General features: G+C 67.7%; 25 protein-coding genes and 1 pseudogene. 14 read left to right on the top strand and 12 right to left on the bottom strand.

Going from position 1 to position 21,287, the window contains the following annotated elements:
* The first annotated feature begins 129 nt into the window (after positions 1-129).
* A complete protein-coding gene (locus OHA77_RS29320; protein ID WP_406312621.1) occupies positions 130-549 on the top strand; it encodes a PPOX class F420-dependent oxidoreductase in 420 nt (139 codons plus the stop codon).
* 13 nt (positions 550-562) lie between these two features.
* On the opposite strand, the gene OHA77_RS29315 is transcribed toward OHA77_RS29320, so the two are convergent.
* On the bottom strand, positions 563-2,122 hold the full coding sequence (locus tag OHA77_RS29315) for a protein kinase domain-containing protein (RefSeq protein ID WP_406312620.1): 1,560 nt from the start codon (positions 2,120-2,122) through the stop codon (positions 563-565).
* 545 nt (positions 2,123-2,667) lie between these two features.
* Between OHA77_RS29315 and OHA77_RS29310 the strand changes: the two genes are divergently transcribed.
* The 3 genes from OHA77_RS29310 to OHA77_RS29300 all read left to right on the top strand — a co-directional run bounded on the left by OHA77_RS29310 (position 2,668) and on the right by OHA77_RS29300 (position 5,543).
* Positions 2,668-3,054 (top strand): hypothetical protein, encoded by a 387-nt coding sequence (locus OHA77_RS29310; protein ID WP_326824964.1) that lies wholly within the window; start codon positions 2,668-2,670, stop codon positions 3,052-3,054.
* A 43-nt stretch (positions 3,055-3,097) separates the two neighbouring features.
* On the top strand, positions 3,098-4,378 hold the full coding sequence (locus OHA77_RS29305) for a hypothetical protein (RefSeq protein ID WP_406312619.1): 1,281 nt from the start codon (positions 3,098-3,100) through the stop codon (positions 4,376-4,378).
* Positions 4,379-4,904: 526 nt separating this feature from the next.
* Positions 4,905-5,543: an LGFP repeat-containing protein gene (locus OHA77_RS29300; RefSeq protein WP_406312618.1), complete on the top strand. Its 639-nt coding sequence runs from the start codon at positions 4,905-4,907 to the stop codon at positions 5,541-5,543.
* A gap of 191 nt (positions 5,544-5,734) precedes the next feature.
* On the opposite strand, the gene OHA77_RS29295 is transcribed toward OHA77_RS29300, so the two are convergent.
* Complete coding sequence (locus OHA77_RS29295; RefSeq protein WP_406312617.1) at positions 5,735-6,145, bottom strand: spore-associated protein A; 411 nt, start codon at positions 6,143-6,145, stop codon at positions 5,735-5,737.
* A gap of 332 nt (positions 6,146-6,477) precedes the next feature.
* On the opposite strand from OHA77_RS29295, the pseudogene OHA77_RS29290 reads away from it, so the two are divergent.
* Positions 6,478-6,840: pseudogene (locus OHA77_RS29290) on the top strand (response regulator transcription factor); the annotation flags it as partial.
* 24 nt (positions 6,841-6,864) lie between these two features.
* Here OHA77_RS29290 and OHA77_RS29285 read toward each other — a convergent pair.
* The 4 genes from OHA77_RS29285 to OHA77_RS29270 all read right to left on the bottom strand — a co-directional run bounded on the left by OHA77_RS29285 (position 6,865) and on the right by OHA77_RS29270 (position 10,025).
* Entirely contained in the window at positions 6,865-7,554 is a 690-nt protein-coding gene (locus OHA77_RS29285) for a DUF4097 family beta strand repeat-containing protein (protein ID WP_406312616.1), read from the bottom strand.
* A 204-nt stretch (positions 7,555-7,758) separates the two neighbouring features.
* Positions 7,759-8,163 (bottom strand): hypothetical protein, encoded by a 405-nt coding sequence (locus tag OHA77_RS29280; RefSeq protein WP_326824969.1) that lies wholly within the window; start codon positions 8,161-8,163, stop codon positions 7,759-7,761.
* Positions 8,164-8,259: 96 nt separating this feature from the next.
* Complete coding sequence (locus tag OHA77_RS29275) at positions 8,260-8,859, bottom strand: RDD family protein (RefSeq protein ID WP_406312615.1); 600 nt, start codon at positions 8,857-8,859, stop codon at positions 8,260-8,262.
* A 227-nt stretch (positions 8,860-9,086) separates the two neighbouring features.
* Positions 9,087-10,025, bottom strand: coding sequence for a MerR family transcriptional regulator (locus OHA77_RS29270; RefSeq protein WP_406312614.1), 939 nt, complete (start codon positions 10,023-10,025; stop codon positions 9,087-9,089).
* Positions 10,026-10,263: 238 nt separating this feature from the next.
* Here OHA77_RS29270 and OHA77_RS29265 point away from each other — a divergent pair, with 238 nt between their 5' ends.
* From OHA77_RS29265 to OHA77_RS29255, 3 genes are read left to right on the top strand one after another with little or no spacing between them, the layout of a single operon-like run.
* Positions 10,264-10,626: an ArsR/SmtB family transcription factor gene (locus OHA77_RS29265; protein WP_406312613.1), complete on the top strand. Its 363-nt coding sequence runs from the start codon at positions 10,264-10,266 to the stop codon at positions 10,624-10,626.
* Complete coding sequence (locus OHA77_RS29260; protein ID WP_406312612.1) at positions 10,623-11,231, top strand: SRPBCC family protein; 609 nt, start codon at positions 10,623-10,625, stop codon at positions 11,229-11,231. The genes OHA77_RS29265 and OHA77_RS29260 overlap by 4 nt, the downstream gene beginning before the upstream one ends.
* Positions 11,232-11,245: 14 nt before the next feature.
* Positions 11,246-11,641, top strand: a complete 396-nt coding sequence (locus tag OHA77_RS29255) for a VOC family protein (protein WP_406312611.1) — start codon at positions 11,246-11,248, stop codon at positions 11,639-11,641.
* A gap of 319 nt (positions 11,642-11,960) precedes the next feature.
* Here the strand turns inward: OHA77_RS29255 and OHA77_RS29250 are convergent, their stop codons facing one another.
* Positions 11,961-12,254: a DUF397 domain-containing protein gene (locus tag OHA77_RS29250; RefSeq protein WP_406312609.1), complete on the bottom strand. Its 294-nt coding sequence runs from the start codon at positions 12,252-12,254 to the stop codon at positions 11,961-11,963.
* Between the two features lie 20 nt (positions 12,255-12,274).
* The gene (locus OHA77_RS29245; RefSeq protein ID WP_406312608.1) at positions 12,275-13,183 is read right to left on the bottom strand and encodes a helix-turn-helix domain-containing protein; all 909 of its coding nucleotides are present in this window, start codon (positions 13,181-13,183) and stop codon (positions 12,275-12,277) included.
* 150 nt (positions 13,184-13,333) lie between these two features.
* Between OHA77_RS29245 and OHA77_RS29240 the strand changes: the two genes are divergently transcribed.
* Both OHA77_RS29240 and OHA77_RS29235 read left to right on the top strand, forming a co-directional pair.
* A complete protein-coding gene (locus OHA77_RS29240; RefSeq protein WP_406312607.1) occupies positions 13,334-13,639 on the top strand; it encodes a hypothetical protein in 306 nt (101 codons plus the stop codon).
* On the top strand, positions 13,636-14,043 hold the full coding sequence (locus tag OHA77_RS29235; RefSeq protein WP_406312606.1) for an ATP-binding protein: 408 nt from the start codon (positions 13,636-13,638) through the stop codon (positions 14,041-14,043). The genes OHA77_RS29240 and OHA77_RS29235 overlap by 4 nt, the downstream gene beginning before the upstream one ends.
* Before the next feature lie 60 nt (positions 14,044-14,103).
* Here OHA77_RS29235 and OHA77_RS29230 read toward each other — a convergent pair whose 3' ends face one another.
* Genes OHA77_RS29230 through OHA77_RS29220 form a run of 3 tightly spaced genes read right to left on the bottom strand, consistent with a single transcriptional unit; the run spans position 14,104 to position 17,161 of the window.
* On the bottom strand, positions 14,104-14,697 hold the full coding sequence (locus OHA77_RS29230; protein ID WP_406312605.1) for a hypothetical protein: 594 nt from the start codon (positions 14,695-14,697) through the stop codon (positions 14,104-14,106).
* Positions 14,694-16,922 (bottom strand): hypothetical protein, encoded by a 2,229-nt coding sequence (locus OHA77_RS29225; RefSeq protein WP_406312604.1) that lies wholly within the window; start codon positions 16,920-16,922, stop codon positions 14,694-14,696. Before OHA77_RS29225 ends, OHA77_RS29230 begins: the two co-directional genes overlap by 4 nt.
* The gene (locus OHA77_RS29220; protein WP_326824981.1) at positions 16,919-17,161 is read right to left on the bottom strand and encodes a hypothetical protein; all 243 of its coding nucleotides are present in this window, start codon (positions 17,159-17,161) and stop codon (positions 16,919-16,921) included. The genes OHA77_RS29225 and OHA77_RS29220 overlap by 4 nt, the downstream gene beginning before the upstream one ends.
* Before the next feature lie 302 nt (positions 17,162-17,463).
* Between OHA77_RS29220 and OHA77_RS29215 the strand changes: the two genes are divergently transcribed.
* From OHA77_RS29215 to OHA77_RS29205, 3 genes are all read left to right on the top strand, one after another.
* Positions 17,464-18,429: a D-isomer specific 2-hydroxyacid dehydrogenase family protein gene (locus tag OHA77_RS29215; protein WP_406312603.1), complete on the top strand. Its 966-nt coding sequence runs from the start codon at positions 17,464-17,466 to the stop codon at positions 18,427-18,429.
* A 155-nt stretch (positions 18,430-18,584) separates the two neighbouring features.
* A complete protein-coding gene (locus OHA77_RS29210; protein WP_406312601.1) occupies positions 18,585-18,797 on the top strand; it encodes a hypothetical protein in 213 nt (70 codons plus the stop codon).
* A gap of 38 nt (positions 18,798-18,835) precedes the next feature.
* The gene (locus OHA77_RS29205) at positions 18,836-19,477 is read left to right on the top strand and encodes a hypothetical protein (protein ID WP_406312600.1); all 642 of its coding nucleotides are present in this window, start codon (positions 18,836-18,838) and stop codon (positions 19,475-19,477) included.
* A gap of 112 nt (positions 19,478-19,589) precedes the next feature.
* Here the strand turns inward: OHA77_RS29205 and OHA77_RS29200 are convergent, their stop codons facing one another.
* Entirely contained in the window at positions 19,590-20,441 is an 852-nt protein-coding gene (locus OHA77_RS29200; RefSeq protein ID WP_406312599.1) for a PHP domain-containing protein, read from the bottom strand.
* A gap of 261 nt (positions 20,442-20,702) precedes the next feature.
* On the opposite strand from OHA77_RS29200, the gene OHA77_RS29195 reads away from it, so the two are divergent.
* Entirely contained in the window at positions 20,703-21,170 is a 468-nt protein-coding gene (locus tag OHA77_RS29195) for an ATP-binding protein (RefSeq protein WP_406312598.1), read from the top strand.
* Positions 21,171-21,287 lie beyond the last annotated feature (117 nt).

Genomic DNA, 21,287 nt, shown 5'->3' with positions numbered 1-21,287 from the left:
CAGAGCCGCCTGCGCACCGGGAGGGGTGCGGGAACCGCCACTACGTGGGGTGTGACACCGTGGACATATATCTCGTTGACCGCATACGCCACCTCCACCACGGGGGCGCCGACGCGAAGAGGAGAGGTCATGTCGAAACCGCCGCTTCCCGAGGAAGCAATCGCCATGCTGAGGAAGCCGAATCCCGCCGTCATCGCGACGCTCCGGCCTGACGGCCAGCCGGTGTCCACGGCCACCTGGTATCTCTGGGACGACGGCCGAATCCTGGTCAACATGGACGAGGGCCGAAAACGGCTGGACCACCTGCGCGACGACCCCCGGGTCACGCTCACCGTGCTCGACAAGGACGGCTGGTACACGCACCTCAGCGTCATCGGGCATATCGCCGACATACGCGACGACAAGGATCTGACCGACATCGACCGGCTGGCCCGGCAGTACACCGGGAACCCTTACGGGCAGCGGGACCGCGACCGGGTCAGCGCCTGGATCGAGATAGACAGCTGGCACGGCTGGGGCGCGCTCAAGGACAACAGCCAGCCCGGCTGACGCCCACAGCGGGTCACTGGTCGCCGAGGCCCGCGAGGATCGCCCGCACCTCCGCCACGTCCGTGTGCTGCGAGCCGTACATCCGCTCCAGGTCCGGCAGCAGGCCGACCAACGTGCCCTTCGCCCGTGCCCTGTTGCCGGAGCCGAACTCCATCAGCCCGATCTGGCAGCGCAGTTCGAGGACCCGCTCCCGGTCGGCGCCGAACCGTATCTCGTCGGCCAGCAGCCTGCGGAGCTGGGCCAGGGCGAGATCGGTCTCCCCCACCGCCGCGTGGCAGTTGGCCTCCATCAGCCGGCAGCGCAGGGCAAGGTTGTTGTCCGGGCCCTCCACCGCGGCGACGTCGGCCGCCAGCCGCTGGAACTCGGGCACCGCGCGGCGGTAGTCCCCGGCGAGGAAGAGCGCCTCGGCGAGCTCGATCCGCAGGTCGACCACGTCGGAGCTCGTCGGTCCGAACCAGCCGGCGGCCAGGCCCACGATCTCGGCCAGCACGTCCGCCGCCTGGCCGAAACGGGAGGCCGCCTTGAGCGCCTCGGCCTCCTCGCGGGCGCGCTGGACGTCCTCGCGCCCGATCTGTGCCAGCCCCCCGGCCTGCCTGATCCGCGCCGGCCGTACCGGATGGGCGGGCCGCCGGTTGCCGACCGGCGGCGGGGAGGTCATGCGCCCGACGACGGTGGCGTACATGCGCACCGGGTGGGGCGCGTCCAGGTTCACGTAGCCGGGGAAGGTCGGCAGTTCGTGGCAGAAGTCCAGCAGCCGCTCGTAGACGACGTCCGCGCTGCGGGGCCGCTTCTCCGGTTTCTTGGCGAGCAACCACAGGACGAGCCGTTCCAGCCCTTCGGGGACGTCGCGCCGTCTCGTGCGCAGCGGCCGGGGCGTGGCGTCGGTGTGGTTGCGCATCGTGGCGAGCGCCGTGGGGGCGGCGAACTGGTTGTCCCCCGCGAGCATCTCGTCCAGGATCACACCGAGGGAGTAGAGGTCGCTCTGCGGGCCGGCCATCCCGGTCATGGCCTGCTCGGGGGCCATGTACGACGGCGTGCCGAGCACCTCGCCCGTCCTGGTGAGCGTCGTCGTGTCCGTCGTGGCGAGCGCGGCGGCGATGCCGAAGTCGAGGACCTTGACCGTGCCGTCGGGGCAGAGCATCAGGTTGCCCGGCTTCAGATCCCGGTGGACCAGTGAGTTGGCGTGGGCCACGGCCAGAACCGAGCACACCTGGGCGGCGATCGCCACGGCCCAGGCGACGGGCACCCGGGTCTCGTCGAGCAGCGCCGAGACGGGGCATCCCTTGACGAGCTGCATGACCATGTAGAGATCCTCGCCGTACGGCCCGCAGTCGTAGACGGTGGGAACCCCCGGATGTTCCAGCCGGGCCGTGATGCGCGACTCGCGCACGAACCGTCTGGCCAGGTCCTCGTCCGGCCGGCCATCGGGAAATCTATCGGCTCTGATGAATTTGATGGCGATCTGCCGATCCAGACGGTTGTCGTAGCCGAACCAGACCTCCCCCATTCCGCCGGAGCGACGGGAGTGGGGATCCAACTCGTAACGGCCGTCAATGATCGTCCCTCTGCCCAAAACGACTCGCCTTCCACAAAGGCTTCGACTTCTCGGAAAATCCAGAGAGCCCCCGGGAAGAAAATACCGCCTTGTGCGGCAGACCGCGGACCAGGCCTCATCAATGATGATTTACCGTTATACCTCTGGCGGCCGGGCGCCCGGCTTCTCCTGTGCCGACGGCGCCGCCGGGACCTCTTCGGCGAAACCATCGTGGTCGGCATGAAAAACGACAACCGCCTCTTCCTCAGGGCAGACGGCCTGCCGGGACGGGCCGGCTGCGACTTCCGCCCGCCATTCGCATACCATCCGCCGTCGCGCGGTACAACCCTTCGCAACCGCAGCCGGCGGACTTACCGGAATCGACGGAACGGCCGGCACGATTGTTTTCACCAATATCCGACTCCTATCCGCCGCGTGGAATTCCTCGAATAGCGCCTGTCCGCACTGAGCGTCGAGTTCGGCGCTGAGCCGGTATGCGGGTACCGGGACCACCCGATGGGCCGCTCGATGACCTCTTGATCAACAGCCGGGAACCGGCCACAATGTTGGGAACTATGGTGCATATGGGGCCTGCGGGAGAACTGGGCGAGGGGGAACTCCAGGTCGACAGGAGGGCCCTGGCCAACGCCGCCTGGGACCTGTGGGAGGCGGCCGACCTGCTGGAGCGTCACACCGACACCTTGCTCGCCTCCTTGGCCCCGAGCGGGCGCTCGCCGTGGGGCCTGGGCATGATCGGCATGGTCATGGACCAGGTCAACGAAATGGTCGGTCAGGCGTGCCGCCACATGCACGCCAACATCGGCCAGACGGGTACCGGCCTCCAGGAGATGGCCGACCTGCATGGCGCCGTGGAGCACGCGCTGTCCGATGCCATCCGCCCCGGCGACGCCGTCCCGCCCTGGCACGGGCAGCGACCGTCCGGCTCCGCCGAGCCGCACGTGCCTCGATGACCGGTCGGCCGCCGGTCGTGGACCTGGGCGGGAGCTCCGTCTGATGGCGATAATGCTGCCGGCCGAGCTGGAGACGGCGTTCGGGGCGCTGGGCGTGCCCTGGCCCACCGAGGACGAGGACGGGCTCCACGACTGCGCCGCCGCCTACCGCATGTGCGCGGCCACCCTGGTCGGCGAGGTCATCCCGCTCGCGCACGGCGCCATCCAGCATGCCGCGACCGGTAACCACGGCCTCGGCATGGACGCCGCCACCGCCTCCTGGGCCGACTACAACCAGGAGGACGGCGACGACGGCCATCTGCCGAGCCTGGCCGCCGTACTGAACGCGCTCGCCAACGCGCACGACGTGATCGCCGATATGGTCACCGCACTCAAGAAGCTGCTCATCGTCCTGGCCGGGTATGCGGCGGTCGTCTTGGCCTGGGCGGCCACTGCGGCCGTGGTCACGGGCGGCACGGCCGCGATCCAGGGGCGCCTCGCCCTCACCGAGCTGCGCGTCGGCGCCGGACGCGCCGTGACCGCCTTCCGCCGCGAGCTCGAACGCTTCTTCAGCAAGGCCCTGGTCAACGGTGTCGAGACGCGCCTGCGCCGTATCCTCGGCGCCGTCGCGCCCGTGACGCGCCGAGCCAAAGGACCCGTGATCGTCGACCCGTCGGGCTATCGGAACACCTCTCGAGAGCGCGCGTTCGCCGGGGCGTCGCGCAAGCAACTGCGGGACATGCGCAGGCATCGCACGCCCCTGGGCATGGAGCCCAAGTCGTGGCAGACCGCCGTGGCCGAACTGCGGGAGGCGCTCGCGGCCGAGAACATCCTGGACGGCGACGTACGACTGAAGGGGACGTCGGCCCGCTTCTTCTCGGGCGACCCCGCGAAGACCTTCCCCCAGACGGAGGACGAACTGCGCGCGACAGTCGCCCGAACCCATGGTGACCTCGCACCGGCCGAACGGGCGCGTCGCGTCGAAGACGCCATCGCGGCCTACCGCCAGGCCGGATACGGTGCGAACGGCGCCAAGCCCGCCGTGGCCTTCTTCGACAGCCGCCACAAGCTCGGCCTGTCGCAATGGCCCAGCGACTACGACTTCCAGCTGTCCAGCGACGTTCTGGCCGAACGCTTCAAGTGCTTCGGCGAAGCGAATCCGGGCGTCAATGTGCATACGAAAGGCGACTGGTACAACCCCTACCTTCTCGACCGGGTCGCCCCCAAGCTGAACGACTGGGTGAAGCGCTGGGAGGAGGCGGCGGGGCGATGGGTCAGCATCGCCACCTACGACCGCGCGTATCTGGAGCGCACCGCGCAGCCCGACGACTGGGTCGTGCTGTGACGAAACCGCTGACCCGCGGCGCGGATGTCCGCCGAGCCGCCCTCCGGGCCGGCAGCCGGCAGAGCCCGCCATTCCCTTCTCCTGCCCCTGAGCATCCAGGCCGATATTCCGGCCCGCCACGTTGAAGCCGCCGGAAGCCTGTGTAAATGACGCCAAAAGATCTTGAATTACCAAAGTCCTACTAGCTCCAGACGGCCTTTCTGAGAGTCTTCTCCAGACCGGGAGTTCTCCGCCGGACGAAGACCTCGTCCTGCACCGGTCACACCGGCGACGCCGCCCCCAAGCCCGCGCCTGCCAATGCCACTACCAGGGACGACACCTCAAAAGATCGATACGCGTTGCTGGAGTGACGGGGTGGCGAAGACTACGATCACGTACGTTGCAGCGCCCGCAGCAATTCCGGCCAAGCGCCTTTGTTCGGAATACGCGTCCTACAAGCCATTCTCAAGTCGTCGACGCTCGGGTGAAAGCGGCCCGCCATACACATGAGACGCAACAGCGAACCTCGCGTGAAAGGACCATTTCCATGGGCCGCGCTTCCCGTTCACTCCTCGGCCTCGCCGCCGCCGTCGCGACGGCCGCCGCGGCCTTCGCCGTACCGGCCGCCGCGCAGGCCTCCACCGCCGGCCGCGCGTGCAACGCCTCCCTGGTGGCACCTGAAGGCAGCCTCATCGGCGGCCTGTGGCGCTCCAACGGCGGCGAGAACAGCGTCTACGGCTGCCCCGTCACCAAGGAGTTCGGCTACCCCGACAAGCGCGGCTCCTGGCAGGAATTCCGCAACGGAAAGATCGTCTGGTCTCCGAACCTCGGCAACGGCACCCTGGTGCGCGTCTACGAATCGGGGCAGAAGATCGTCTTCAAGTGGAGCGGCCTGGGCCGCGACTGGGACTTCTTCAACGTCCGCTGGAGCAAGGACGCCGACCTGGGCAACAGGACCGTCCAGGTGCGGGTCGCCCGGCAGACCCCGTGGAGCGGCATCCTGTCGTTCCACAAGGACCTGAGGGACGTGGCGTTCAAACCCGGTGAGCCGGAGATGCTCGACGACCACGTCAGCCACGGCAGGTCGACGGACCGGTGGAGCTTCACCGTCCAGGGCTGCGACCGCGGCGTCTTCAGCTCCGACTGCGGCCCGTGGAGCATCACCAACATCTACATCGACAAGTAGCAGAGCGTGTGCAGGCGTACAGGTCGCGGCCGTCACCGAAGACGTCGAACACATCGGCGACGGACGCGTCCTGGTCGGCTCCGATCAGGCGGCCACCTGGGGAACGGCCCAAGAACACCTGCCCCATCCCGCCCACGCCCAGCCACCCCACCAAGACGGCAGGATCGAACGTTCCTCCGCGTCAGAGGCGATCAGCCACAGTGCTCCCACGGGCTCTCATAGGAGGAGCTCCCGTAGGCGCCGCCCCATTTGATGCATTTCCCCGGGGCCTTGGCCTTGGCCGGACCGGCGTAGTAACGGTAATTACCGGCGTCGAACGCGCCCGGAGTGTTCCACACGTTCAGTACGGCGTCAACGTAGGTGGTGTTGCCCGCGTACGAGCCCTTCTTCCAGGTGACCACGCAGTTGGTGGAGCCGTTGTAGAGCAGGTAGACGGTGGCGTATCCGCCCAGGGCGTGGCTGTCGATGACGTGGTAGCTGCCGCCGCCACAGGCCGCGGCCGGCGACGACGCCGCCATGGCCGGGGCGCTCAGAGCCACAGACGCGGCCAGCGTGGCTGCCATACCGAGTGCGAGCGCCGCAGCCCGCTTGACTTTACTCATTCGGCACTATCTCCCATGATCGTTTGAGGGGGAGTGTAACAGCGGAAAACCCCCAAAACGGCGCACTCCATAAGTTGTCGCAGCCCAGTTGATTGACTGGCTGTCGCCAGACAGCTTGGCGAGACGCTCGGCCGGAGTGTCCCAGTCGAGCGTCTCCCGTGGGCGGCCGTTGAGTTCAGCCGGACCGGGCGGTCGTCAGGCGTCCCTCCGGCTGATCGCGACCGCTCCGACGGCCACCGCGACGGCCGCGTAGCCCAGCAGCACGAGCAGTGCCACGGCCGGTGGGAGCACCCCGTCGCCGAGTCGCGAGGAGATGCGCTCGCCGGCGATCTAAGGACACCCCGCCGGCCGACATGCTGGCCGCGATCAGGGTGGTGGCCGCCGGGGAGGCGCTGCTCGCGCCGACCGTGACGCGCAGGCTGATCGAGCAGTTCGCCCGCATCCCCGTCCAGCCGGTCGTCCGCGGGCTCGACGGGGTGACCGAGCGGGAGCGGGAGGTGCTCACGCTGATCGCCCGCGGCCTCTCCAACACCGAGCTCGCCGCCCACCTGCGCCTGAGCCTCGCGACGGTCAAGACCCACATCGGCCGCCTGCTCACCAAGCTCGACACCCGCGATCGCGCCCAGCTCGTCATCGCCGCCTACGAGAGCGGCCTCGTCACCGCGCGGGGCAGCCGATCCGTCCCGCCGCCCTGACCTCACATCATCCGTGGGAAGAGGTCAACCGGGCAGCACGTTGATGTCGCCGGAGCCCGTGGTCATCGTCACCTTGTGCGGGGAACTCGCGACGTTCTGCACCGAAACCTGGATTTCGCCCGATCCCGCCCTGGTGCTCACTTCGTACGGCCCGTCGGGGACGTGGAGGGTCGCGTTGCCCGAACCGGTCCTCACGTCGACGCTGCCGGGGACGGCGGCGTACTTCAACTCGGCATCGCCCGAACCGGTCTTGACGGAGACCTTCTCTCCCGCCAGCCCCGTGCCGTTCACATTGCCCGATCCCATGAAGACGCCGATCGGCCCTGTCAGGGACGTCAGCGTGATGTCACCCGAGCCGCTGTCCAGGTCCACCCGCAGCCCCTTGGGGATCTCAATCTTGTAGTCGACGCCGCAGTTGTCCCACTTGGCCGGGCAGTTGTAGGACATGGACAGCAGGTCGCCGTCGACCCTGTGCTCGGTCTCGGGCTTCTCGTCGCTCCACCGGAGCGTTTCGACGACCCGGACGGCGTTCCCACCGGTCTCGGTGATGTCCGTGTCACCGGACCCGCTCTTGAGCTTCAGCCCGGTTACCTTGTCCGTCACCCGGTAGGTCACGGTGTCCTGGTTGGCGGGGCCGCCGATGTTCGCCAGCCCGCATCCCGTCAGCAGCGCCGCGGAGACCAGCAGGCCGCCTGCCATCACGATCGTCTTCATGATGTGGATCATTCCGCGGACGCCGCCTCCGCACATCGGGGGACATCCCTGAAGGGCCCCTCGGGGAACCCTGAACGTGCGCCCGAGCCGCCGGGCGCGACGGGTGCCACAGCCGCCTGCCGGAGGCCCTGGTATCAGGGCCTCCGGCAGGACTGTCCTCACCCGCTTTCACCCCGGATGAGCACGGCTCTCGCCCAAGGCGCCTCAGCCGCAGTGGACCCCGTACACATCGCGCTTGGACTTGCCGATCCACCCCGAGACGTTGATGCACTTGTGCTTGGCCGAGAGGTACACCGGGCCCGCGTACTGCGAGAACTGCCCGTAGTCATGGTCGGCGAAGGTGCCCTTGGAGAGGCTGATGGTCACCGACTTGTAGGTCACGCCGACCTTGGAGCCCCGCGCGATGGCGCAGTTCTTGCCGTTGGCGGCGTTGTAGTAGAGCTCGATGACGCCCTTCTTCGGGCCGCTCTTGGGGATGTTGTAGGTGTCGATCAGGCGGTAGCCGCCGCAGGGGACGGCCGCGTTCGCCGCCGGGGCCGCACCCGCCACCAGACAGGTGGAGACCATCACTGCGCCCGCCAGAGCCGCGAACCTGCTCCGAGTGTTCATGCGTTCCTTTCCGATCATCGACGTCCCACCGAAGCCCTGGGGCTCCGCGAGGACCGAAGGAACCAGTGATCCTATAGGGGTATTTGTCAGGACGGACTACCTCGCCATCAGCACGGAGACGAGGGCAACGGCGACACCGAGGGCGAGGATGGCACCCAGGCCGAGCAGGAAGCCAGGTCCTCCGAACCCCTTCCTGCCGGGACCTTCAAGATCGACCACGATGGTTCCGGCGACCACGTCGTGCAGGCATCGGCGTTTCGGATCCCCGAATATCCACAGCGTGTCGACCACGTTGAGGAACACTCCGAGATAGGGCGCCGACGTCAGGACGGGGTAGACAAGAGCACGGATTCCCGCGTGACGGAGACCCGGCGGTTCTCCGGTCGCGCCGGACACCACCTTCAGACGGCAGAGCCGCTTGCCGGGCGTCTGACCCCACAGCGCGTGTTGCAACCAGAAGTAGACGGCGAGGAGGACCGTGACCGCCACCTCGATCGGCCAGTTCGGGTCTCCTGCGTAAGGGTTGAGGTAATCGGCGAGGATCGACCCGCCGGATGCCTCGACTTCCTCAGCGGGTAGCAGATAGATCGGCGAGGCCATCACGTAAAAGATCAGGCTGTCGATAAGAAAAGCCGAAAAACGATGACGTCTCGCGGCAAGAGTCGGCGTCGCCTGGATTTGGGGGGTGATCGTCATGCCAGTCAGTGTGACGGATGATCTTGGCGCTTGAGATCGGAGCGGTCAGGAGAACAGGAGATTCCGAAACAGCCTCCGATCTTTGTCTTCGTTCTCCGTCTCCGGTCAGCCGGTCGATCCGGCCGGGCAATGCCCAAGGCTCGCGGGTCGGCCTTTGCGAGCGCGCGGAGGGCGTGTTTTCCCGAATGACGTGAACTGGTCCGGCAGCGCCGCCTCGCGAACGGCCGCTATTCCGGTATCCGGGCACGCAGCGCCTGAATGAACCAGTCGAACACCGGGGCCAGGCTTTCCGGGGCCGGCCAGCCGTTGATCACCGCGAGCAGCCGAAGGTACCGCTCCCTGCGAGGGTCGTTCGCGGTCTCCAACCGGGTCAGCAGCCGACGCCGGAGGCCGACGTCGTCAGGGCAGGCGAAGATGTGCGCGTACTGGGCGGTGACCGCCGCGACGACCGGATCGGCCTGGGGCGAGGCCGGGTCGACGCCGGCCGCCAGGGCGGGACCGGCCTGGTCACGAACGATCGCGGCGGAGTCACGGCGCAGGGTCGTGGTGTCGCCCTGGGCGCGCTCGGCCGCATGGTGCTCAGCCACGCGCCGCATGACGGCGCGGAACTCCGGGTCCTGGGACAGTTCGGCCAACTCCACCCACGCCTCGACCTGCTCGGCCTCGGGGTTGTCAGGCAGTTCGGGGGTCATCGAGCGCCTGATCCCCGCGAATCCGGCGTCGTCCTCCAAGTCGTCGAAGGCGGTGTCGAGGAAATCGCCGATCAGACGTCGGCGTTCATCCTCGGAGAGCTTGGCCAGCTTGTGCATGAGATCCATCTCCTCAGGGGTGGACCCGCGCCTGGCCACCGCCGTCAGCACCGCGCGCCGCAGGCGCAAAGTCCGGATCTGCACCGCCAGTGCCTCGGCGTGCGCCGCGGCGACCTCGGGAAGCGAGATCTCCCGGTCCACGACCTTCCGGACCGTGGGGAGGTCCAGCCCCAGGTCGCGCAGCGTCCGTACGAGATCCAGCCGTGCGACGGCGTCGATGCCGTAGAGGCGGTAGCCGGCCGGGCTACGGTCGGCCGGCGGCACGATCCCGCAATCGGAGTAGAACCGGATGGCCTTGACCGTCAGTCCGGTCCGCCGGGCCAGATCACCGATCGAGTAGAGCGTGCCGCCGTCCATGCCCCCACCCTCGCACCTCCCCTTACGGGAGACTCAAACCCATCCACCTGCCGGCGGCGGACCACGCCTCGTCCAATCGCGACCCGGGCCGGTGAGCTGAACTACCTGGTCACCACGGCCTTGGACGTGCGGGACGGTCCGGCCACGACCTTGGCCGAGAATTGCCATCAGCGCGCGGTCGCCCTTTCGTCGTTATATGCGTATTTACTTATATAAGCAGAAGGTGAATAATCCTGGGGTGCACGCATTCGATGTTCTCGGTGATCCGGTGCGGCGCCGGATCCTGGAACTGCTCGCCGAGGGCGAGCGGAGTTCCGGTGAGGTGACCGCGGTGATCCGGCAGGAGTTCGGCATCTCCCAGCCGGGGGTCTCGCAGCATCTACGCGTGCTGCGCGACAACGGGTTCGCCAGCGTGCGGGTCGAGGGCACTCGGCGGCTGTACGCCGTAGACGCGGCACCGTTGCGGGAGGTCGACATATGGCTGGAGCGCTTCCGCCGGTTCTGGGAGCAGCACTTGGACGCACTCTCCACCGAGTTGGCCCGAGGCAGACGCGCCCGCCGGACCGAGAAGGAGTCCCATCCGAGAAGTGAGGGTTCATGAGAGACATCGTCGACGAGATCGACCGGGTCCACCGCGAGGTGGGCACGGACGGCGAGGCCAGGACGGTCCTGGTACGGCGCCGCTACGACGCCGAGCCGGCGGACGTCTGGGACGCCTGCACCACCCCCGAGCGGGTCGCCCGTTGGTTCTATCCGGTCACTGGTGACTTCCGGGTGGGAGGCCGTTACCAGCTCGAAGGCAACGCGGGCGGTGAGATCATCGCCTGCGAGCCGCCCACCCACCTGAAACTCACCTGGGACTTCGGTGGCGGCACCTCCCAGGTCGAGGTACGGCTGGCCGAGGACGGCGACGGCACACTGTTGGAGCTCCTGCACACCGCGGTCGTCCCGCCCGCCATGTGGGACGAGTACGGTCCCGGCGCGGTCGGCGTCGGCTGGGACCTGACCCTGCTGGGTCTTGGCCTGCACCTGGAGACCGGCGAGGCGAAACCTGACGACGCCGACGCCTTCGCCCGGTCCGCCGAGGGCGCGGGCTTCATCACCGCCAGCGGCCGGGCCTGGGGCGATGCCCACCTGGCCGCCGGAGCCACCGCGAGACAGGCCGCCTCGACGACCGAGAAGACCATCGCCTTCTACACCCCCTGACAGGAGTTCACGTCATGTCGCAGAAGATAACCACTTTCCTGATGTTCGAAGGTGCCGCCGAGGAGGCGATGACCTTCTACATCTCGCTGTTCGACGACGCCAAAATCCTCGCCGTCACCCGTTACGGCCCCGAGGGCCCCGGCGCGGAGGGCAGCGTGCAGCACGCCACCTTCACCCTGGCCGGGCAGGAGTACATGGCCATCGACAGTTCCATGCCGCACGCGTTCACCTTCACCCCGGCGATCTCGCTGTACGTCCAGTGCGACTCGGAGGAGGAGATCGAGCGCCTGTACGCGGCGTTGTCGGAGAAGGGCGGGCCGCTGATGCCGCTCGACTCCTACGGCTTCAGCAGGCGCTTCGGCTGGGTCGCCGACCGCTTCGGCGTCACCTGGCAGCTCAACCTCCCCTGACCGGCCTCACCCCGCCGTACCGGATTCCATGACGCACGATCCCGGTACGGCCGGCCGACAGGGCCAGTAGGCAGGATCCCGGCGACGGCGCGGAGGCCGCCGCCGGAACCCGCGGTCGAGGAAGGCGTCCGGACCCGTAGGCGAAGAAGAGGCGGGCCACCGCGTCCACCGAGCGGAGGCGGGCCGCTTCACCTACCGAGCGCCGGTCGCACTCCGTACGCCGGGCGGCTGCGCAGCGCCTCCGGCAGCACCCGGCCAGCCGACTGGGTGACCGTTTTCGCCGGGCCGGGGATGCGGCGCATGTGCTTGTTCAGCGGCGTCAGAGCACCCGGTTCGCCGTGAGAGTGCCGTCCTTGACGGTGGTGAGGAAGGCGTCCCACTCGGCGGGGGTGAAGGAGAGGACCGGGCCGTCGGGGTCCTTGGAGTCACGGACCAGGAAGAGGCGATCGGGGTCAGTTCCGGGGTTGGGGGTGTCGGTTAGGGCGACTTCGACGCAGTTGGAACCGTTGCCGCTGAGGGAACTCTTGTTCCAGACACCGACCTCAACGCATTGGCCACCGTTGGCGTTGCTTCTGCTGGACTTTCGCCAGATCACATGGGAAAGATCCATCATGGACGTGCTTCTCCATCCACTCATGCTTCCCGTATAGCCTGCGCGATCAGGCTCCGAGTCTGATCCGGTCCGAGAGCTCGCGCGCGCAGATGGTTAAAAAGCAGGACGTATGCGTCTATTTCCGACGGATCTTCCAAATAGACACTTCCCTGCCAATATTCAACGTACACGGTGTCTGGATCGGACGGCTTGGGAAAACTCAGGATTGTGAATCCGCCGTCCATCGCGGGATGGACGCCAGCCGCAAAAGGCATGATCTGGATCGTGACGTGGTTCGTTTCCGAGAGATGGATCAAGCGCTGGAGCTGATCTCGCATCGTCTCCGCGTCTCCAACCGGCCGACGAACGACCGACTCGTTGAGGATGAACCACATCTCAGGCGGGTTCGCGCGCTCAAGCACTCGCTCCTGCCGCTTCATCCGGATCGAGAGCCGTCGCTCCAGCTCACCTTCGGGTGGCAACACGGGTGCGGATCGCATGACGGCCCGCGCATAGCCGCTGGTCTGGAGCAGTCCGGGCACGAACTCTGACTGGTATTCCTGGAAGGTTGCCGCCTCTTCCTCCAGACCTACATAGCTTTGGACCCACTCGGGGATCGCCTCGGACACCTTGTACCACCAGCCGCGCTTGCGCGCGTCGCGGGCGAGTTGCAGCAGCGCTTCACGGCGTTCATCAGTGACTTCATAGAGATCGAGCATCATGGCCACGAGAGCAACCGTGGCAGCGCTGGCGGCCGATTCAATTCGGGTGACGGTGACAGGCGAGCATCCAGCATGCTCGGCCACCTGGTCCCGTGTCAGCCCTGACTCCTTGCGGAGGCGGTGCAATTCCGCAGCAAGACGGCGCCTACGGACCGAAGGACTTCGCTGTGCACCCACACGACTCCTCTTTGTAGTCAATCCCGGCAAGTCTGCCGCAGTGATCTTCATGCAGCAAGGTGCACAAAGTTCATTCTGATTCTTGTTGCCAGAGGAGCAAGGGGCGTGCAAACTGAGCACGCAGCGTGATTGCTTGGCTGTGAAATGTGACGGTGCGACTTGCCGCTGGACGACTCCGAATCCGCGAAGGGCAGGCGAGGGATGAGAGTGCGCGATCTTGAGGGGTGGGGCGGGGAGTTGGTGGAGCTGGCCTGGGAGTTGAACGATCTCGGGTTCGACTCCGTGGTCAGGCTCGCTCCCGGCCGACGGCCGAGTGTGGAGATCTTCGTCCCACCGGGGGCGCGGGTCACCACCACGCAGCGGGGCCGTACCTCGGTGTTCACCTGGGACCGGCACCACAGCCGGGCGAGCCCTGACCGGCGAGACCGCAATCAGCCGAGCCGCGGCCAGCCCGGCCGCAGCAGGATGCGGGAGGCGGCCGAGCGGCTCATGGAGGTGGCCCGGTGAGACCGCCCTGCCTGCTGGGACAGATCTGCTTACCCGCCCAGGTCGACTCCGTCCCCATCGCCCGACAGTACGTCCGCCTCCTGCTACAGGTGGTGGAACACCCCCAAACCGACGACGCGCTCCTGCTCGTCAGCGAACTCGTCACCAACGCGGTGCGCCACTCCGACTCCGGACGCCTCCCCGACGGACGGGTCGCCGTGGCCGTCGCCAACCATGATGGAACGCTCCACATCGACGTGATCGACGCCGGATCGACCGGAAACCAGCCCCGAGTCTGTACGGACGCCGGCCCCGACAGCAGCGGGGGACGCGGCCTCTGGCTGGTCCAGGAGTTGGCATCGGCCTGGGGCTGGCAGGAGACCCCGACCGGCCGCGTCGTCTGGTTCCAACTGACGGGACCGTGAAACGGCTTTCCCTATGACGCCGGGGAACGGACCGAGTCACCGCGCACTCGGCTCGTCCCGTCACTTACCGGGCGTGCAGGCGTAGAGCTGGCCGTAGCGCTTCTGCGCGATCCGCATCAACTCGATCATGTCCCTGATCCCATCCCTGCCCTGGGCGACCTGGGCCAGGTAGAGAGTGATGATCCTCTGCTTGCCACTGCAGGAAAACCTGGCAACCACCTGATATGGCTGTTCATCAACTCCTGCATATGCAAGGTGTACCGCTAGACCCTCACCAAGCTCAGCGGGCAAAGTAGCTGCTCCATGCCTGGTAAACACCTTGCGTCTGTCATCCATGACTCCGTCCAAGTACTCACGCGTCGATTCGGGAGCCTCCCTCATCCATGCGACGTCCAATGCTTTGGGTATGGCCCCCGGGATCCCACAGTCGCCGTTCGCTTCATTGCCATTCGTCTTCTCGCCCAGAAAGCCTTTTACGCCGCTGACCAGCCTGAACGCCTGGTCAGGCACAAGCTTGCAGACATAGGGAGGCGAATCAACGAGCACGCCTGTGTTGACCGACGCCGGCGTAGAGAGAGCCGCGTCCCCTGGAGTGCATGCCCCGGCGAACACCATGGCAACGGTGAGCACAACCAGGATGTTATAGAGCCTCACTTGCTCCCTCCCGAAGAGGAAGGAATATGGAGGTTGAGATAGTCATCTACCTCGCTAGTTATGCGGAAGGTGCCCCTAAAGCGGTCATGCAAGTCCTTGCCTCTGCCGTTTTCGTGGACCCACGTAAGAAATTGACTGTACTCAGCCGGGCTCATCTCGGCGAAGGGCTTGATCGTCGGCGGAGTCCCGGTCGTGAAGGGTTGGCCTTTCAGGTCGACCTCATCGAGCATGCCCTTGTTCAGCATGGCGGTGGCGATCATCTGCTCTGCCAGTCTCTCCGTGGCGAGCCGGTTGTCGGCCAGGCTCTGGTACGTCTCGTCCAGATTCAGCCCCTTCTTCGACACCTGCCCGGCAACCCACTTGGCAGCCGTGTCATATCCGGCCCCGGTCGCCTTGTCGTACTGGTTGGTGAGCAGCGACCCGAAAGCACCAGTGGCCAGTTCACCCACCTGTTTGGCACCCGGCACCGGGATCAGTCCGACCGTGTCACGGACCATGGTCTGCAACGCCTCGCTCACCTTCTTGTCGTCCAGCCCCTCGGCGATCAACGCCTGGCGGCGGATCTCCACGATGTGCGAGAAGGGGCGTGCCTCCCCCACGATGTTGTCGACGAGGAACTGCCCGACGTCGGCCTTGCCGATCCGGCCGTCCTCGTCGAAGTCGAACGTCTTGAGGTCGGCCTTGGTGAAGCCGAGCTGCTTGAGGTTGGAGCTGTCGAGGCCCACCGGGGGCATACTGTCGAGCGCCGCCTTCATGTGCTCGGTCTGCGCCCGCATCAGCGCCTCGAACCCGGCGTCGTCGCGGGTCGCCAGGGCCAGCGCGTAGGACAGGTCCGTGGCGTCGGCTCTGCCGAAGGTGGCGTGGTTGAGCAGCAGGTTGGAGACCTGGTCGATGTTGGCCGCCACCGCGCGGGCCAGCGGGTAGCGCAGCGGGGCGAGCCGATCGAGCACGGCCCTGTCGGTGACCTCCAGGTTCCCGTCGCCGGCCTTGCCGAAGGCGCCCCGGACCTGGTCGGCCAGGGACTTGGTGAGTTCGGCGGCCAGCTTCTTGGACGTGGCGTCCTGGCCAGTCGTGCCGGCCAGCAGCACCGTGCTGAACGATCCGTAGCCACCGGTGTAGTCGAAGGCGCCCAGCCTGGCGGTCAGCAGGTGGTCGAGCACCGGCTCCTTCCACCCCGCCGGAGTGTGGCTCAGCAGCGCCTGGGATGCCTCCTTGCCGTACTCGGCCGCGTGGAGCAGGTCCTCCACGACTGCTGCCTTGACCGGCTTGACCCACTTGCCGGAGCCCGTGGCCGTCCCCGCGCCCGGTCTCAGCAGCGATCCCAGCCCCAGCGTGGCGGCCAGGTCGAACAGGGGGACCTGGCTGCCGCCGACGGCCTTGCCGAGCGCGTCCTGACTCGCCGCCCACCTGTCCTTGTACTGCTCCTTCTCGTAGGCGACCGCGTCGCCGCCGACGGTCTGCATGAACGTCGCGGAGAACGGCGTCTTGCCGTCATGCGCGCCCCAGACCAGCGCCTGGGCTTGATACCCCGCATACGTCACGTCGCCGACGACATGGTCCGCGCGGCCCTGCTCGGTGAGCTCCTTGAGGAACCCGGCACCCACATAAGCCGTGTTCTTCGGATCGGTTCCGGCGGCCAGCGCCGTACTCAGCAGGCGCAGGGTCTGCTTGCCCTGGGTGGAGAGGTCGTTCACCCGCGCCGACTCCCCGCGCTTCGCGGCGTCCCGGATCCGCGCCGCGAGCGTGCCGGGCAGCTCGGTGACCCCCTTGGCCCCCAGCTTCTTCAAAAACACCCCGGCGAACTCCGGATCGGCCGCCCGATCGGCGTATTTTCGCAGTTGGGCGAGGGCCTTGGCATCCCCGTCCGCGGCACCGCGCGCGAGCCGGGCGGCCAGAGTCCCGTCCAGCAGCCCCTGGGCGGCGTCCAGCCCGTCGGGCATCTCCAGGAAGGACCCGGCGGTCGTGGAGGTCCCGAAGCTGATCTTCTGCTGCTCCATCTCGCGGATCAGTGCCTGCCGCCGCCGCAGGTCCTCAGCCTGCTTGCCGACCCGGTCGGCCAGCTCGCGCAGGCGCAGCGCCGGAGCGGTGTCCAGCCCCGCACCGCGCAGCTCGCCGTACAGGCTCTCTGCGAGTTGCTCGATCCGCCCGGCCGCCTGGGTGTGCCGACCGGTCATCGTGTCGAACTCGGGCTGCCTGACCCCGCTGAACTCCGCGCTGCCGGTCATACCGTGCCCGGCAGCGAGGCCAGCCTGCCCTGCGCGCTGTGCACCGCCCTGGCGAGCAGGTCTCGCAGCTCCCGCTGGTCGGCGTGGATCTGGGTGCCGAACCGGGCGCCGGTGGGCCCCACCCACGCGTCGCCCTCCATCAGACGGCAGGAGGGGTCGAGTGCCCACCAGTGCTCGTCCGACAGCCGCTGAATCCGCTCCACCACCGCCCGCATCGCCTCGCGATCGAGGTCAGCCACCACGAACTCCTCGTATGGCGCGCCGTACAGAAACAGATGCCGCACAGAAACAGATCAAGAGGCGACGTCCCCCGTGCCCGTCACAGATTAAACAACGGCGGACCGATAAAACAACCCTGCAAATGGATGAATGACGGAACACGTCTAATGCGGTAAACGAAATTTCATATTACGAAAATCCGGCAACTCATCCGATTACCCCGGCGCCTTCCAGTGACGCTCCTGGTCCCTCGGCCGGAGGCGCCAGGGACGGCGGCACCCCTGGGCGCCTCCGGCCGAGAGGCCGCGACAGAATGTCCGTCATGGAAGCCCGCATCGCGATCGCCCCATCCGCCGAGGTGGGACAGGCCTACGGCCGTGCCAACTCCCCCGACATCGACCACCTGCGTTCGGAGATCGAGAAGGCCGTGGCCGCCGGGGGCGGTGCCAACGTCCCGCTCGACGAGGCCAACGGTCTGGTCTGGCTCATCCCCGGTGAGCCGGAACAGCTCCGGCAGGCACTGGACGATCACCCCGGGATCGGGTGGGTGCAGTTCCCGTGGGCGGGGGTGGAGAAGTTCGCGCCATCCGGCCTCTTCCGCCGCCCGGCCGTCTTCACCTGCGCCAAGGGCTCGTTCGCCGGGCAGGTCGCCGAGCACGCGCTGATGCTGACGCTGGCCTGCCTGCGCAGTGTCGTACGGCAGGCGCGGACGCCCCGCTGGCATGCGGTGGATCCCCGGTCGCTGCACGGTCTGCGGGTGACGATCCTCGGCGGCGGCGGCATCGCCGCGGAACTCGTCCGGATCCTGCAACCCTTCGGCTGCCGGATCCGGGTGATCCGCCGCCGGGACGAGAAGGTCGAGGGCGCCGAGGAGACGCTGCCGCCGACGGCGTTGCACGCCACACTTCCCGAGACCGACGTCCTGGTGGTGGCCCTCGCCCTGACCCCCGAGACCAGGCACGTCATCGGCGCCGCCGAGCTGGCGTCGCTGCCGCCGCAGGCCGTCGTCGTCAACGTCGCGCGCGGCGCGCACATCCAGACCGACGCGCTCGCCGAGGCTCTGCGCGCGGGGACGATCTCCGCCGCCGGTCTGGACGTGACGGATCCCGAACCGCTCCCCGAGGGGCACCCCCTGTGGGACGACCCCAGGGCTCTCATCACCTCGCACTGCGCGGACTCCGCCGAGTACGTCCTGCGGATGCTCTGCGAGCGGGTCGAGCGGAACGTGCACCACCTGCGGGAGGGCCTGCCACTGGAGGGAGTGATCGATCCCGCCACGGGATACTGACACCCGGCCGTAGGGACGGCCGGATCACCGCACCGCCGCAGCACTGGAAGTCGCGCCACTCGTCAAACCAGGCGGCCGTCTCGGAGTCCGGGACACCAGCGCGCCGCGCCGGCTCGAAGAACGCGTCTGCGGCCTCCTCCCGCCTGACCGTGTCGATGATCTCGTGGCGTTCGTCGATCGCGTTGAGTCTCTCGACGAGGTCCCAGAGGATCGGCCGCGCGCCGGCCGCCACGATCGCGCCGCCGCTCGTGCAGCCGGTCGCGCCCGCGGACGTGGCCGACGTCCTCGCCGAGATCGCGGAGGGCATCGTCGTGCTCCTGCAAGACGGTCGGGCACCGAGGTTTCTCAATCACGGGGACATGCGATAAAAGATCGTTTGTTCTTATCATCTCTTCTTGAGGTACATGTGAAGCTCCTTCGACTTCTTGCTGCCCCGCTGTTCGCCGCGGCCCTCGTTCTCACCGCCTTCTCCGGCCCCGTCCACGCCGACGTCCCCGAGAGCGATGCCGAACTCGCCGTCGAGTGGCAGGCCGCGTGGGACACCTACAGGTTCTACGACTCCACACCTCCCCTTCCGGGGTCGGGGCGGAGCCGGGACAAGGCCCGCATCTCCATCGAGATCGACGCCCCGGTGGAACACGTGTTCGCAGCGTATTCGGATATCAACCATCACATCGGCATGCATTCGTTCCTGAAGCGAGTCGTCACCCACGACGACCGGTCTCAGGCCTGCATACGCACCATCAACTTCACGGCCGTCGAGGAGATCCCGTACCAGGGCACGATCGTCACCAGCAACACGCACGCGCAACAGCGCATTGACCACGACGGCCTCAGGTACGAGACGGACACCTGGTCGCTGCCCGGCGTTGTCACGCACCAGAAAATCCTCTTCGAGGAGCTGGCCAACGGGAAGACCGAGGTCACCGAGTATCTCGTCTTCGATGCGGACACCTCGCTGATCGATTTCGTCGTCACGAACGGCGTCGCCTCCCACGAGGCGACGCAGGCGGCACTCAAGCAAGCGATCGAAAGCGGCGAGCTCTGATCCACCGCCGGGCGGGGCTCGCTCCTCGGACGCGCCCCGCCCGGCCCGCCGGGCCTGTCGGACAGGGTGACGGAAGAACCGCACCGCCGGGTCGCGCGGTGTGCTCCGGTCGTCATCCGGTGAGGGGTACGGTGCCCGTCGCGGTGGAGATCATTTCCTGGTAGACGAGCGGGTCGGTGGTGGAGGCGCCGAGCCGTACGGTCTTGTTGACGCCGTGATAGTCGCTGGATCCGGTGACCCGGAGGCCGAGGTCACGGGCGAGGGCGCGCACGTGCGCGCGGTCGGCGGGCGGGTGGTCCATGTGGTCGGCCTCGATGCCCCACATTCCCGCCTCCGCCAGCTCGGCGATCAGCGTGTCGGGCACGATGTGGCCGCGGCTGCTCGCCCTCGGATGTGCCAGCACCGAGACGCCACCGGCCTCGTTCACCAGCCGGACCGCGGTGAACACGTCGATGTCGGCCTTGGGCAGCCGGTAGCGGTGGCCCAGCCATTCCGGGGCGAAGGCCTCGCTGACGGTCGCGACCAGGCCACGTCTGATGAGAGCCTGGGCGAGGTGGGGACGGCCCACCGTGCCACCGGCCGCGTACTCGCGGATCTCGGGGACCGTGACGTCGATGCCGTCGGCGTTCAGCAACGCCACGATCTTGTCCGCCCGCTGCTCACGGGATCGGCGTACCCGGGCCAGCTCCGCGGTCAGCGGCCCGTGGCCGGGGTCGAACAGGTAGGCCAGCAGGTGCAGTCCCACCGTCGGCTCGGCACCGTACCACCGGCCGGACAGCTCGGCACCGCGCACCAGTGTCCGGCCGGGGGGCAGCGCGGCGGAGGCGGCCTCCCATCCGGCGGTCGTGTCGTGGTCGGTGATCGCCACCACGTCCAGCCCGGCCGCGTCCGCGACCTCCATCAGCGCCCCGGGAGAGTCGGTGCCGTCGCTGGCGGTCGAATGGGCGTGCAGATCGATGCGCATACGACCACCCTTCCAGCAATCCGATCGGCATGGGAAAGATCCGGCCGGAGGCCGCCGCAGAGCCCTCCCCGCCTCCCGATCCTCCGGCTCCAGCCGATGGGAGAGAACCGGCCGGAGGCCACCGCAGGACCCTTCCCACCTCCCGATCCTCCGTCTCCGGCCGATGCGCTATGCGGGATTCCGCCGGTTTCCGTGACGACTTTCACGGAAACCGGGCCGGATCAGGGGCATGGTGACGTGAATAGCGGGGACGGTGACGCGATGAAGTCATCGGAGCCACTCGGGCACGTCGCACTCCCCGGAGACGCCGCATCCGTTCCGCAGGCCCGGCGATACGTCCGCGGCCTGCTGGAACCCACCGACCATCCGCGGACGGACGACGCACTTCTTCTGGTCACCGAACTGGTGAGCAACGCGGTGAGACACTCCGACTCCGGCCGCCGCCCCGGCGGGAAGATCACGGTGATAGTCGTCCACCGCGCCAGGTCGATCCTGGTCAACGTGATCGACGACGGTTCGGCCGGCAGCATCCCCCGCGTCCGGCGCGACGTCGACGCCGACAGCGGTGGGGGACGGGGATTATGGCTGGTGCGGGAGTTGGCCACGGCGTGGGGATGGCACGACAGCCCAGCAGGACGGGTGGTCTGGTTCCAGATGGCGGAGGAAGCGCCGGAACATCCCGTGCTGGCGGCATCAGGAGGGCTGAGCATCGGTTTACGAGGTCGCTGACACGCGTCGGGGTCCCGTACCGGTGGGCTCGCCCGTTCAACGGTCGCGAATCGCGGGTGCAGGCACGCTCGATGGAGAACGAACTCGTCACGGTGCGTGCTCAGGCGATGCGAACCC

The sequence above is a fragment of the Streptosporangium sp. NBC_01639 genome, from assembly GCF_045209755.1.
In the GTDB taxonomy this organism is placed as follows: domain Bacteria; phylum Actinomycetota; class Actinomycetes; order Streptosporangiales; family Streptosporangiaceae; genus Streptosporangium.
This window is presented reverse-complemented; position numbering and strand designations above follow the sequence as displayed.